At 45.6% G+C, this 12,521-nt stretch carries 14 protein-coding genes; 7 read left to right on the top strand and 7 right to left on the bottom strand.

From position 1 onward, the window contains the following. The first annotated feature begins 107 nt into the window (after nt 1-107). The 5 genes from LS482_RS17190 to LS482_RS17170 all read left to right on the top strand — a co-directional run bounded on the left by LS482_RS17190 (nt 108) and on the right by LS482_RS17170 (nt 3,530). Nucleotides 108-494 carry a DUF7793 family protein gene (locus tag LS482_RS17190; protein ID WP_233028744.1) on the top strand — a complete coding sequence of 129 codons (387 nt, stop codon included), beginning with the start codon at nt 108-110 and terminating at the stop codon, nt 492-494. An 18-nt stretch (nt 495-512) separates the two neighbouring features. Continuing rightward, nucleotides 513-1,454, top strand: a complete 942-nt coding sequence (locus LS482_RS17185) for a helix-turn-helix domain-containing protein (protein WP_233028743.1) — start codon at nt 513-515, stop codon at nt 1,452-1,454. Nucleotides 1,455-1,584: 130 nt separating this feature from the next. Further along, nucleotides 1,585-2,046 (top strand): MauE/DoxX family redox-associated membrane protein, encoded by a 462-nt coding sequence (locus LS482_RS17180; RefSeq protein ID WP_233028742.1) that lies wholly within the window; start codon nt 1,585-1,587, stop codon nt 2,044-2,046. Nucleotides 2,047-2,122: 76 nt separating this feature from the next. Further along, nucleotides 2,123-2,398, top strand: a complete 276-nt coding sequence (locus LS482_RS17175; protein WP_233028741.1) for a DUF6520 family protein — start codon at nt 2,123-2,125, stop codon at nt 2,396-2,398. A 70-nt stretch (nt 2,399-2,468) separates the two neighbouring features. Next, nucleotides 2,469-3,530 (top strand): hypothetical protein, encoded by a 1,062-nt coding sequence (locus LS482_RS17170; RefSeq protein WP_233028740.1) that lies wholly within the window; start codon nt 2,469-2,471, stop codon nt 3,528-3,530. Nucleotides 3,531-3,570: 40 nt separating this feature from the next. Here LS482_RS17170 and LS482_RS17165 read toward each other — a convergent pair whose 3' ends face one another. The 7 genes from LS482_RS17165 to LS482_RS17135 form a co-directional block, all read right to left on the bottom strand. After that, a complete protein-coding gene (locus LS482_RS17165; RefSeq protein WP_233028739.1) occupies nt 3,571-4,047 on the bottom strand; it encodes a protein-disulfide reductase DsbD domain-containing protein in 477 nt (158 codons plus the stop codon). 23 nt (nt 4,048-4,070) lie between these two features. Beyond that, entirely contained in the window at nt 4,071-5,165 is a 1,095-nt protein-coding gene (locus LS482_RS17160; protein WP_233028738.1) for a TlpA disulfide reductase family protein, read from the bottom strand. 24 nt (nt 5,166-5,189) lie between these two features. Beyond that, nucleotides 5,190-6,611 (bottom strand): RagB/SusD family nutrient uptake outer membrane protein, encoded by a 1,422-nt coding sequence (locus LS482_RS17155; protein WP_233028737.1) that lies wholly within the window; start codon nt 6,609-6,611, stop codon nt 5,190-5,192. Nucleotides 6,612-6,629: 18 nt separating this feature from the next. After that, nucleotides 6,630-9,644 (bottom strand): SusC/RagA family TonB-linked outer membrane protein, encoded by a 3,015-nt coding sequence (locus LS482_RS17150; RefSeq protein ID WP_233028736.1) that lies wholly within the window; start codon nt 9,642-9,644, stop codon nt 6,630-6,632. A 163-nt stretch (nt 9,645-9,807) separates the two neighbouring features. After that, the gene (locus tag LS482_RS17145) at nt 9,808-10,161 is read right to left on the bottom strand and encodes a hypothetical protein (protein WP_233028735.1); all 354 of its coding nucleotides are present in this window, start codon (nt 10,159-10,161) and stop codon (nt 9,808-9,810) included. 20 nt (nt 10,162-10,181) lie between these two features. After that, entirely contained in the window at nt 10,182-10,559 is a 378-nt protein-coding gene (locus LS482_RS17140) for a hypothetical protein (RefSeq protein WP_233028734.1), read from the bottom strand. A 17-nt stretch (nt 10,560-10,576) separates the two neighbouring features. Then, nucleotides 10,577-10,960 carry a hypothetical protein gene (locus LS482_RS17135; protein ID WP_233028733.1) on the bottom strand — a complete coding sequence of 128 codons (384 nt, stop codon included), beginning with the start codon at nt 10,958-10,960 and terminating at the stop codon, nt 10,577-10,579. Nucleotides 10,961-11,588: 628 nt separating this feature from the next. Here LS482_RS17135 and LS482_RS17130 point away from each other — a divergent pair. After that, complete coding sequence (locus LS482_RS17130) at nt 11,589-11,990, top strand: helix-turn-helix domain-containing protein (protein WP_233028732.1); 402 nt, start codon at nt 11,589-11,591, stop codon at nt 11,988-11,990. A 12-nt stretch (nt 11,991-12,002) separates the two neighbouring features. Continuing rightward, nucleotides 12,003-12,401, top strand: a complete 399-nt coding sequence (locus LS482_RS17125; RefSeq protein WP_233028731.1) for a helix-turn-helix domain-containing protein — start codon at nt 12,003-12,005, stop codon at nt 12,399-12,401. Nucleotides 12,402-12,521: the final 120 nt, after the last annotated feature.

The following is a 12,521-nucleotide window of genomic DNA, read 5'->3' as shown; positions in this document are numbered from 1 at the left end:
TTTGGACCATAAATATTAAAATTTTAACATTCAAAACACTGTATATGTTAAAGTTACGGATGTTATTTCCTTTTTTTAGTACTTTAATCTCAAATTACCCCGGTAAAATGTATATCTCTGAAAACTATGTCGAAAATGAATATGCTACTTTCTGGATTCATAACGGTATACTTTTCTATGTGTATAAGCCCAATACCACAATAGATTTATACGCTGCACAAAAGACCGTTGCAGATCGTGTAAAATTCCAGCACAAGGTAGCATATCCCATTCTTTATGATGTTCGTGGCATTGTGGAAGCCGACAAGGCCGGAAGGGACTATATGGGCAAACGCGGTTATCTCCTGACCAAAGCGGTCGGATTTTTAGTCCCGCCGCCTGTAAGTATCGGGCTTGTTCCCTTCTTCCTGGAAATCCATCAACCCCATGCCCCTACCCGCCTTTTTACCGAGGAAGACCAGGCCATAAAATTTCTGAAATCTTATGTCTCTTAAGCAAATATTCATGACCCCATGGAAGATATAGATCAAAAGAGAATCCGAAGTATATTCCGGATGCTGGTGGCCATGTCCCGGGGAAATTTTTCCTATAAGATTAAGAGGACCGGCTGCCACGATAGCCTGGAAGCCCTGATTATGGGAGTCAACATGACCGTTGAAGAGATGCGGGAGACTTTTAGCCATTACAGTTATATTAACCCGCATGATTCCTATCGCCACCTGGTGCAGATGAGTTTTGTACTGGACCACCGCTACCATATCCGGAAGTTTAATGCCCCGGTGCCCGATATTCTCCGTTACGAGGCAAAAGCATTCGGGAACACCCCTTTTAAAGACTTGCTCTCCGAAGAATCCCAAAAGGTGTGGGAAGTGGTCAAAGACAAATTAAGCCGGCTGCAACAGTATGCCGTGCAACTGGTATTCGCTACCCGGCAACAGTTTTTGGTCCCGGCATTTTGTACCATCTCCCGGCTTAATGACACCGACGGAAAACAATCGGGGATTCTTATTACTTCCACCGAAACCGTTCTCCAGGAGGATCTGCTCGATAATACCCTTGAAGATACTACCGGAAAATATTCCCGACCGGTCCCTTTTCAGGGGGACCCCGATATACAGCTTCTTCAAAAAGTATACGACCATATCCTCAACAACCTGGAAAAACCGCTGCCTTCCGCGAAAGAACTCGCCCGTGATTTCGGGACCAATGAGTACAAACTGAAAAAAGAGTTCAAACAGGTCTTTCACAAAACCATTTTCCAGTTCCAGTACAGTGAAAGGTTTAAAAAGGCACGGCTATTGGTCGAACATTCCGGTATTTCCCTGACCAAGGTTGCGAAAATGACGGGGTTCAAGGATTACCCCAATTTCTCCAGGGCATTTAAAAAAAAATTCGGGTACTCCCCCAAACAGTGGAAAAAGCATTTTTTTAATAAAGGGCCCGGGAATGCCTGATTGTATTCCCGGGATTTCACGTAAGGCTTTTCGCTAAAAAAATAATCCCGATCCGACAAGTAGATTTCCAGAAGTAGCAAAAATTATTTCGGAACTTTATATCGTTTAAAATCAAATGATTGCAAACGGTATGAAATGGTATAAAAAACATAGCCGGATTGCTGTCAGGCTCATTTTTCGGTGGTTTATCATCTTGTTTACCTATGCCGCACTAAGCAAACTCCTGGATTACCAGCAGTTTCGTATACAACTCGGCCAATCCCCCATGTTCACCACATGGGCAGCAGAGATCGCCTGGTTCGTTCCTTCACTGGAGGTCCTGATTGCTGTGATGTTGGCCATCCCCAGGTTTCGTTTGTTGGCACTATACCTCACATTTAGCCTGATGGTGATGTTTTCCTCCTACATTTATGCTATACTCCACTTCAGTTCCTATGTACCCTGTAGCTGCGGTGGCATATTGGAAAAAATGGGATGGACCGAACACCTGATCTTTAATATCGTAATGGTCTTGCTGGCCATTATCGCCATAAGATCCTATCCATCCACTAATGGAAAGCAAGAAAAACCCAAAGAATTCGTAGCACTATAAAATTACTGCGCAGTGATGTCAGGGGAAACCGAAAACCTGTTAAAAAGAGTAGGTATAACCTTTAAATATTGATGTCATGAGAAAATCAAAATTGATGATGACCGTAGGAGCTTTTATCTTAGCCGTTGGGGGTGTTTTTGCTTCCATAACGCTCGCTCCCCCGGTAAATGCCGATGCACGGCACCCACTTACCAATAATTGTGTGCCGGATCAAACCGTGGAACAGGACTGTAATCCCAGTCTTACTGAAGGGATACAGTGTACGGTAAGTTTCAACGGAACTACTCGCGATGCCTGGAAACCCGAGACAGCCCAGCCCTGTGCTGAGCCCTTATTCCGGCCCGCGAACTGATCGTTTTTGTATTAAGGACCGGGAGTGAGGTCCCGGTCCTTTTATTTCTACGTGTACATTTATTACCAATATGAAACTGGACAAATCCTTTAGGTTACTTTTATTTACAGCGTTGCTCAGTATTGGCGTTATTGGAGCCCTTTATCATTATTCGCATCAACAAAACCGGCAACCTGGTAGTTTTGTTCGTCTCTTCCCTCCTCATGTTATCGAGCATCTTCACCCCAGGGATATTAAATACAATTCGTATTACATCGCAGGGATGGATCACCATAACATATACCTGGGAAACACCACCGCTCCCCTCCATCTTTTAAAAATGAACATGACATCCAAAGATACTTCACATATTCGTTTACACCTGGATGAAACAGATTCCATTCCGATACGACAGGCTAAAGTCACGGTAAACCCTCCGTACTTTTACATCACCGATGGTACAGTTCCCGTCATATATAAAGGGAAAACGTTAAACTGGTCAGCAAGGGCTGATTATACCGGAAACACCTATTTTACAAAGATCACTCCCCTCACTTCCCGGACCTTTGCTATCCGGTCTGTAACCCCAGAAAGAGAGTACATCCTGGGGAAGTTGAGCACTCATCCCATCGACACGACTTTTATCCCCGGACTGCTGGAAAAGCAGGTGGACGGGTTATTCTGTACGGATGGGATGCTTCATTATGACCAGCAAACACAACGACTTGTATACCTGTATCATTACAGAAACCAGTTTATGGTTACCGATACCTCCCTTCATTTGTTATACCGGGGCCATACCATTGATACCATTACATCAGCCCAAATAAAAGTGACCCGGGTACCATCGGAAAATACCGTGACCCTGGCCGCCCCTCCCCTGGTGGTTAATGCCAAAAGTGCCCTCGATAACAACTGGCTGTTTGTCCATTCCAAACTCAGGGCCAAAAATGAAGACCGGGAATCATTTGAAAAAATGACCGTTATTGATGTCTATGATTTAACCGACGGAAAGTATCGGTTCAGCTTTTACCTTCCCGTATACCAGGACAAAAAGGCCAAATCATTCAAAGTTTTTGCGCACAAACTGGTGGCTCTCTATGGCCATTCCCTGGTTATCTATGACCTGAACCCCGAATATTTTGGTCATTAGAAGGACACATCCTTTTAAGCCCAAATAGTAAAACCGGGGGCTAATTCTTTTTCTTCTCCCAATTAGCGTTACGAACATTTAAAGTAAAGACTTCTGTCCGGGGAGGAAGACACATCCTGTCATTACAGGCCATATAGACCACTTTCCCGGAAATGGTAGCCCGGGGATGCCGAAGTTTTATTTTTTGCGACAACCGGGCAGTACCTTCATACCACGAAATTTCCATTCCGAAAAAAGGGTCAAAAGCCTGAACGGGGGTGGTTTGTTCCTCCAGTTCCTCCATGACTTTATAATCCGGTGATGTGTTTAGGGTTATGGATAAGGGTGTTACCGGGGCGTCGCCATCTTCGGAGGGGGCATAAAGCTTCCAACCCGGCTCGATATCAGCACTGAAGTTTAAAGAGACCTCTTCCAATGTGATGGATGCGGTATCAAAAGACCACTGTACGGGGTCCTGGGCATTTCCTTTAAAGGCAACCAGGATCAAAACAATGATAATAGGTCTTGAAATTTTCATCGGTTCCAATATTTTAGTGTCTGTTATTTTATAAATTCCCGGTACTGCTCCAATTTTTTTCGATCGTATGCTGTTCCTTCTCCAAAAACATCCCGGGGGGCCCTGGAAGCCTGGATACGGATGACTTCCTGTTGTATTTCCACGGCTTTAGCATAATCTTCCTTTTGCGCATACGCATAGGCCTGCATCCGCAGGTTTTGTACCTTATGCAATTTATCCGTGGTCTGCGCTATAGCCTTTTGAGCCAGGGTAATCAGCTGGTCATAATGCGGGGCTGTTAAAGTGTTTTTATAACTATAAAACAGCAGGGTCTCCGCCATGCCCTTCCAGGTACTGTACCCTTGTTTTTCCTTTAAAAACCTGCCGATAAACCGGTACGCCTTTTCCGGGTTGTCTTTTAACAGGGTCTCATATTTGCGGGGATACAGAAAATATCGTTTTTCCGGATATTCGCTTATCAACTGGTCCAATACTTTATAAGCCCGGTTCCATTTCCCTGCTTCCTGTAAATGCATTACCTGTTTTAACTTTTGCAGGGCCCGGGTTTGTCGGCAGTATTCTACTTCAGGGGCAAAAGTGCCCGAGGTCAATTGAGCAATAACGGGGGCCAATTCCATGGGATGGCCTATCCAGGTAATACGGCCATCCTGACCAACGACCAGGGCTTGTGGTACCCCCATAAGTCCGGCCGGCTTCATCCAGGCCCGGTACACGGTTCCTGTACTGTCATCTACAGCGACCGGATACGGATTATTCAGTACGGTCACATAATCCTTAACTTTTCGGGGATATTCCGGGGAACTTCCCCGGAAAGCTTTTTTCTTTTCCAGGTAAATGGCTAATAGCTTTATTTTCTTCTCGTATTTTTGGACCAATTCCTTCAGGTATGGCATGCTCTCCCGGCAAAACGGGCAAGCCACTGAGGTCAGTTCTACTACGTAAATCTGTCCTTTTTTAAACCCGGTCACAGGCCTCCCCTTTACCCACTGTAGTTGATCGATCGCTGGGGCAGGGTCCCCTACAGAAAGGCTAAGCTCCCGGTGTTCCTGCGCGGGAGTTGTAATGAGTGTACACAGGAATAGTACTCCTGATAGCATGTTTTGTATATTGAATTTCATAAACTTCAAAATTTAAATGCTTTCTTAGTAGCCTTCGTTTTGGGTGAGATTGGGATTGGTTTGTATTTCCAGATCGGGAATGGGGTAAAGCACATCTGTAGGCTGCCATCCCGGTTTTAGTAGGCCCAGTGTATGATCCGCTCTCCCTGTGCGTTTGAGGTCCAGCCAGCGATGTCCTCCTTCGGCAAAGAGTTCTGCCCGGCGTTCATCCCTAATAGCTTCCAGGGCTTGCGCTTGTGACAGGGATGCCGCTAAAGCGGATAGGCCCGCTCGTTCTCTGAGAGCATTCAAGTCAGCTATGGCCGGGGCTATATTGTTCTGCATGGCCCTGGCCTCTGCACGGATCAGGTACTGTTCAGCCAAACGTAATATGACATTATATTCCGTGAGTGGCTGGTTAGCCTCGTATACCTTGTACTTTAAAGGATAGTAAAATGTTTTGCCGTTGACCGTAACAGCACCGGTCCAACTTGTTTTCCTTAAATCCCCGGTTTCGAAAGCCGACATTAACGATGGGGAAAGGTATACCCAGGCCGGAGCGGTATCCCCCTGGGGAATGTAGGTCACCGCAGCCCAGGTATTTCTCCCGGGGGATACGGGTTTGAGCTGCCAGATCGTTTCCGGGCTGTCACTTGTAAAAACCTTATCCAAATCAGGTTCCAATTGGTACAGGGAAGCCTGGTCGATCACGGATGTGGCAGTGGCCTCGGCTGCCGGCCAATCTTCGGTATACAGGTATACCCTGGCCAATAAAGCTGCCGCTGCCCATTTGTTGGGACGTATCCGTTCCCCATAGGTGTCCGTAGCGGTAAGGCGTTCCGTCGCGCCTTTCAGGTCTGCAATGATCTGCTGGTAGACCCGGGAGACAGGGCTACGCTCCAAAGCGGTATTTTCCTGGTAATCGGTAGTTAAAGCCAAGGGAATGTCCCCAAAAAGATTGACCAGGTAAAAGTGACTTAATGCCCTTATGAACAAGGCTTCTCCTTCCAATTGCTTGCAGGTGTCCGGGCTAAGTGCCGCAGTATCGGACACCCCTTCCAAAACGGCATTGGCACTATAGATATACTGGTAAGCCGGCTGCCAGAAGGCACTCAGGACCATGGCATTGGTCGTTTGCAATTCATTTTCATAAAATGTAATGCGGTCCAATGCCGTGGAACGGTTCTCAAAAACATCTCCGGAGAGTCCGCAAAGCAGGGGAATACTGCTATGCCCCCCACTTAAAAATTCCTGGCCACGCATCATTTCACTGTAAATACCCCGCACTACTGCGGTAGCTGCTTCATCGTCTTGATATACATTTTCGCTACTCAACTGGGTTTTGGGAGCCCCGGTCTCCAGGAAACTTTCACAGGAAACCAGCAGCAGGGTTAACACAAGATAGCCGATCAGTCTCCAAAAGCTATTTTTCCCCGGTAGTGTTATGATGTGGATTATAGTGTACATGATCCCATATTTTTAAAGTTAAAAAATGAGTTGAATCCCGGCAGTAATGACCCGTAACGGTGGTAGGCGCGAAAGCCCGCTTTCAGGGTCCATACCGATAAGGGCTTTGTCCCCGGTGACAAGGGTCGCCAGGTTTTGTCCCTGCAAGTAGAGACGTAACCCGGTAAGTCCGGTCCCCTTTAGCCTCTGCCCGGAAAAACGATAGGACAGTGATACGTTCTTTAACCGGATAAAAGAGGCATCGGCGAGGGAAGCATCCCCCCGGGTTCGGAAGTTGGTATAGGCGGTAAGCCCTTCACCTCCCCGGGTAAAGCGCTGTATATCGGTCTGGTCCCCGGGGCGCTGCCAGCGTTCCATCACAATTGCAGGTTGATTCCGCAAGGTCCCGGGAGCGCTGACATTGCCAAAAAAACTCTCCCGCCTTTGGTGGACAAACTCCGTAAATACATCCAATTGCCAGTTTTTCAGGGTAAGGCTGTTGTTTATGCCACCAAAATATGTTCTTCCTGTCCGTGGAGCAGTCTTCAAATCTTCCGGGAAACTGATATTCCCATCCCCGTTGACATCTTCAAATGTGTATAGCCCGGTATCGGGATCGACTCCCGTAACGTGGAATGACCTGCGGATAAACAGGGGCTCACCAATGATATAGGTGTTGGCATAAGGAGAATTTTCTATGCCGGGATAGGCTACCAGTCTATTCCGGGGAAGGGTCAGGTTGGCCGAGGTTTTCCAGTTAAAGTGGGGCGTGTTAATATTGGTGCTTTGCAGCAGGAATTCCCAACCTGTGTTTTCAACGGTTGCTGGCAGGTTAGCCTGTACGGAGGTAAAACCTGTGGTATGGGCCAGGGGAAAGCCTACGAGCTGGTTGGAAGACCGGTTACGGTAATAAGCGGCCTCCATCCGGATGCGATTATTGAAAAACCCGGCTTCCAGGGCTATTTCCAGTTTTTTATTAGTTTCCCAGCTAAAGTCCGGGTTAAATAACCGGGCAGGACGCAATCCGCTGCCTCCGCCATAAGGGTAGGTCGTGGAGACGTAACTGTCCAGGAACCCGTAGTCCCCTATAGCATCACTTCCGGTCACCCCATAACTGGCCCGCAGTTTCCCGAAACTGAGAAATCCCCAACGATCGCGAAGGTAACTTTCTTCCGAAAACAACCAGGCAGCACCGATCGCCCCGAAATTACCGAAACGGCGCCCGGGACCAAACCGGCTGGAACCATCCCTACGTCCGGTGAGGTTTAAAAAATATTTGTCCTTAAAGCTGTAATGGATACGCCCGAATACAGCCATATAACGATAGTCATTAAAAAACGTATTTTGTATCGCGATATCAGGGGCAGCCCTCGGGTCTTCCAGCAAGGCATCACTGGTATAGCCTGAAGCGGCCAGTACAGTGCCTTCACTCCGGGTTTGTTGAAAAGTAGCACCGGCCAATAACTTTAGCCGGCCGTTTTGTCCCAGGGAACATTCGTAAGTCAATTGGGGCTCTGCGATCCAGGAGGTAAATTCCTGGTTCCCGAAAGCAGCTGATCCGGTAGTACCGTATTGTATAAAAAGCGGGTTCCAGGAAGCTACGGGAACGGTAGACATATCCCGGGTGTGGGTCGCCGTATACCCCAGGCCGGCCTTTAGCCGGAGCCCGCGAGCAATTTCATAGCCCAGGTCAAGATGGGTCACCAGGTTTTTGGTGTTGTTTTCATATTTTCTGCGCAGCAAGGCAAAGGGATTCGACCAGGTGGAGTTCGCCCAGTTCAGTTCACCTGCTTCATCGTAAATGGGCGGGGCATTCGGGGGCAGCGATAAGGCCTCATCCGTAAGGTCCTCCCGGAGCAGGTTGTTTTGGGTCACCGTGTAATTGGCTGAAAGGGCCACATCGAATTTCTGGTCCTTAGAGGTATGGGTCAGGTTAAACAGCCCGGAACCGCGCCCCAGGGCAAAATCACCGGGAAAAACCGTGGTTTCCCGGTAATAACCGCCCCTGAACAGGAACTGGGTTTGCGGCGTCCCCCCGGAAACACTAAACTGGGCGTTCGTGGTAAAAGCGGTCCCGCCCAGGAGTACCTCCTGCCAGTCCGTATAACGATCCTGGTCCCAGGCCCCGTTGATATCAGGGTCAAATTCACTTGGTGTGGCCCCATCATTGGCAAGGGCTTCGTGTCGCATCTCCAAGTATTGTTCTGTGCTGAGCATATCCATTTTCCGGGGGATGCTTCCGACACCACTATAGATATCCAGTTTTACGGATACCTTACCCGGTTTTCCTTTTTTCGTGGTAATCAGGACCACGCCATTGGCGCCTCGTGAACCATATATGGCCGTAGCATCGGCATCTTTTAGTATTTCAATACTTCTAATATCTCCGGGGTTGATCCCCACCAGCGGATTGGCCCCGGGAACAATAAGTCCTCCTGTCAGGCTTAAGGAACCTACGGTATACGGCACCCCGTCTATAATATATAAAGGGGCATTCCCATCGTTACGAAGACTGTTACGCCCCCTGATCTCAACAGAAAAGCTGCCACCGGGTACTCCCGTACTTTGCCGGATGGATACCCCGGCCATCCGGCCCTGCATGGCGGCCAGTGGATTGGAAACAGGTTGCTTTTCGATCGTTTCTGCCGTGATTCTGCTGATACTCCCGGTCTTTTCTTTCTCTTTTACCGTGTAATAGCCCGCATTGACCTCCACCCCTTCCAGGGCGGTCACGTCTTCCTGCAATACCACATCAATTACGGCACGGTCCCCAACAACAACTTCTTCCCTTTTAAATCCTATATAGGAAAACACCAGGGTATCGGTCACTTCGGCTTCCAGGACATAGGTCCCCTTTATTCCGGATATGGTTCCGCTTTGTGTGCCTTTGACTACGACATTGACGCCGGGCAAGGGTAAACCGTCACTATCCGTAATGGTACCACTAACGCCATGCTGCGGATAAAGCGGGAAAGCATTTAGAAAGACAGGGAAAAATATGAAGAATATTCCTATAAAAAGGATACACTTCCCCTTATATGAATAGGTTTTCATAACTTTATACTGTTTTTAATAAACATTCCTTTAATTAGGCCCTCTAAGGCCTCCTGAAGTCTGTATAGGTTGGGGAACCTGACTTTCGGGAGGCTTTTTTATTGGTAGTTATTTCTTGTTTGGCATAGGCAAACGTTGTTAATGATTACTATTTGAGCGTTAGTTATTTTTTATCCGTATTTTTTCTAAACCCTTCTTCCCGGAAATACCGGTTGATATCATCCAATAGCCCCTCCTCTCCTTTAGGAGTCAACCTGTTCATCACAACAAGAACCTGGCGGATATAGGTTTCCTGCTTGCTGCGTGAAGGTCTTTCCGACAGCTGTTCAGGATCAATAGCCATGATACAGACATTAAGCAGGGATCGGACAGTGAACATGAGTTCCATATGATCTTCCATATAGAAAAAATTAACCTGGTATTTTCCTCTTAACAGGGAATGCGGACTCAAAGTTGGATGGTAGTCCTTCGCCCCTTTCTTTAACCTTCTTAATAATGCTGCTTCATTGGGTTTCATACTATTCTTCCTGTAATTTTTTATTCGGGTGATTCCTGTTCGTTTTGATCAGCATTCTTTTCTTTACCTTTCTCCTGAACCTCTTCCCCGAAATAGGGCCATACTTCATCCAGGAACGCGGCTTCGTGTATAGGCAATAATTGCAGGATAAGTTCCAGGGTATGGTTAACACTGGCGTTTAAATTGGTCACATAGGAAGAGTTGACATAACCGTCTTCATCTGTGGCTACAATACAGAGTTTCAACAAATCCGAAATGGTACACATGAGTTTCAGGTAGCCCATTTGTGGAATTTCTACCGTAAAATCATCGCTACCTACGGGGTTATATTTTAGCTTTTCAAAATGGGAGGGCCCCATGCGTTGTAATTCGTCGAATATCTGGTCTTTATGATTCATTGCAAGTGTTTTAGGGGTTATTTCCCCGGGGTTTCCTCGGTACCCCTGTAGACTTCCAAAATGCTTTCGAGGCATTTTATTTCATCAAAAGGTGCCAATTGCAGGATAAACTCCAGTGCGGTCTGTACTGTGATATGCGGTTGTGGAATAAGTTTTGAGTATCCACCGTTACCGGCGCGTTCCAAGGCCATGATACATACTTTAATAAGTGCCGACATCGTGATCAGCATATCCGCGGGACCGTCTACCGCGAAATTGGCCTGGTAATAACGCGTGTTCCGGTGGTGGTCCCGCCCGGAAAACTTCTTCTTTATAAAAGCTTCGATTTCCCGGAGGATCTCATCGGTATCCGGTCCTGGTCTTTCGGAAGTGCCGGTTCTTTTTTGTTCAGCAGTTTTCATAGGGTTCATTTTCCTGTTTGTTATACCGATAGTGCACGACAAACCTGCCCGCAGAACAAGAACGGGCAGTTTCCCCCATTCCCGTATATATCATACAGGAACTACCCCAAAAGGAAGTGTTTGTCGTTGGTCTACACTATCGTTTTTTTAGCAGGTTTATTGGGGCTATTATATTTTGTTGAATCCGGTAGCAAGCCACGGGTTGTTATCCTACCAGCCAACCTGTGGCTTATACTTTTAAACTACCGAATCCCCGGGCGTGAGCTTCGTACAAGTGTTAATCAGGTGACATTATTGGCTGATCCGCATGAAATCTTCTATCTTGCCAATAACTGCTTACAAATCATTACCGGTTTGTAGTTGAATTTTCGTAAAGTGAATAGCAAATTACCGTTGCTTAAAATTGACTATTTAAGGATAACTGTTATATAGGATTTTTAGGTTTTTTTCTAAATAACAGGTAAAATGTAGTGATTAGAATGTTCCTTAAATAGTAAACCATTGTTTGACTGCTTTGGTTGGTTCTTAAAGCAAAGGAAACGAATAAATGCGAATAAAATTAATTTTAAAGGTTGATTTCTATGTTTTTTAGGTTGACTTTTATATATTTGAATAAACTATCATTATTATGACAAAGATTGATTTACAACCAAAAAGACCCCACATTGGCCGAAATATTAGAATACTTCGGAACCTTAAAGGAATTAAACAAGAGGCTTTGTCGGCAGAAACAGATATTCCTCAACCCGAGATTTCTGAAATTGAAAACTCTGAGGATGTTGATGAAAAAAAATTATTAAAGATTGCTGAAGCATTAAGTGTAACACCAGAGTTGATTAAAACCTTTGATGAAAATTATGCCCTTTATAACATTAATAATAAATTGGAAAATGTAGAAATAAAGGAAAATTCACATGGTATTCATCAAGTTTTTAATTCTAATGAGAAAGTAGTTGTTGAACTTTATGAACGCTTATTGGCTAGCGAGAAAGAAAAAGTGGAAATACTTAAAAATTTTGGTAATAAATAAAATTAAGGACTTATGTCTGACACTATAACAAATACTTTAACTCTACATCGAGGACGAAAAGTAGAAAAGGTTAGAAAACTTCGAGGCTGGACCCAATCTGATTTAGGGGATAGAATGGGCATAACAAAACAGGCTGTTTCTAAGTTAGAACAATCTGAAAACATTAGTGATGAAAAGCTAAATGAAGTTGCCGAAGCTCTAGAAGTGACGTTTGAAGGATTGAGAGACTTCAGCGAAGAAAAGGTTCTTTACAACACAAACAATTTCTACGAAAACAGTGGTGTTTCAGCGACTAACATTGCAGCAAATATTGAGACTGTAAATAATCCTTTGAAAGAAACTATCGAGATGTTTGAACGGCAATTGGAGATTGCCCGTAAAGAACTTATGGATGTTTTGAAAAATAAATAGTGTCGAAAAAAGGTTATCCCTTGAAGATGTATATAAAGAAAATGAACGACATAATCAACCATGTTACAAAAAGGGAAAGAATAAAGCAACAAATGAAAAAGCCATTTTAAATGGGGTTAC

This window comes from Sinomicrobium kalidii, from assembly GCF_021183825.1.
In the GTDB taxonomy this organism is placed as follows: Bacteria; Bacteroidota; Bacteroidia; order Flavobacteriales; family Flavobacteriaceae; genus Sinomicrobium; species Sinomicrobium kalidii.
Note: the sequence above shows the minus strand (reverse complement) of the source record. Positions and strands in the feature narration are given on the sequence as shown.

What these genes read in the sequence shown, in the direction of transcription:
- LS482_RS17190 (WP_233028744.1), top strand. Translation starts at nt 108, where the DNA reads ATGTATATCTCTGAAAACTATGTCGAAAATGAATATGCTACTTTCTGG.
- LS482_RS17125 (WP_233028731.1), top strand. Translation starts at nt 12,003, where the DNA reads ATGTCTGACACTATAACAAATACTTTAACTCTACATCGAGGACGAAAA.
- LS482_RS17130 (WP_233028732.1), top strand. Translation starts at nt 11,589, where the DNA reads ATGACAAAGATTGATTTACAACCAAAAAGACCCCACATTGGCCGAAAT.
- LS482_RS17160 (WP_233028738.1), bottom strand. Translation starts at nt 5,165, where the DNA reads ATGAAATTCAATATACAAAACATGCTATCAGGAGTACTATTCCTGTGT.
- LS482_RS17180 (WP_233028742.1), top strand. Translation starts at nt 1,585, where the DNA reads ATGAAATGGTATAAAAAACATAGCCGGATTGCTGTCAGGCTCATTTTT.
- LS482_RS17185 (WP_233028743.1), top strand. Translation starts at nt 513, where the DNA reads ATGGAAGATATAGATCAAAAGAGAATCCGAAGTATATTCCGGATGCTG.
- LS482_RS17175 (WP_233028741.1), top strand. Translation starts at nt 2,123, where the DNA reads ATGAGAAAATCAAAATTGATGATGACCGTAGGAGCTTTTATCTTAGCC.
- LS482_RS17135 (WP_233028733.1), bottom strand. Translation starts at nt 10,960, where the DNA reads ATGAAAACTGCTGAACAAAAAAGAACCGGCACTTCCGAAAGACCAGGA.
- LS482_RS17170 (WP_233028740.1), top strand. Translation starts at nt 2,469, where the DNA reads ATGAAACTGGACAAATCCTTTAGGTTACTTTTATTTACAGCGTTGCTC.
- LS482_RS17145 (WP_233028735.1), bottom strand. Translation starts at nt 10,161, where the DNA reads ATGAAACCCAATGAAGCAGCATTATTAAGAAGGTTAAAGAAAGGGGCG.
- LS482_RS17140 (WP_233028734.1), bottom strand. Translation starts at nt 10,559, where the DNA reads ATGAATCATAAAGACCAGATATTCGACGAATTACAACGCATGGGGCCC.
- LS482_RS17155 (WP_233028737.1), bottom strand. Translation starts at nt 6,611, where the DNA reads ATGTACACTATAATCCACATCATAACACTACCGGGGAAAAATAGCTTT.
- LS482_RS17165 (WP_233028739.1), bottom strand. Translation starts at nt 4,047, where the DNA reads ATGAAAATTTCAAGACCTATTATCATTGTTTTGATCCTGGTTGCCTTT.
- LS482_RS17150 (WP_233028736.1), bottom strand. Translation starts at nt 9,644, where the DNA reads ATGAAAACCTATTCATATAAGGGGAAGTGTATCCTTTTTATAGGAATA.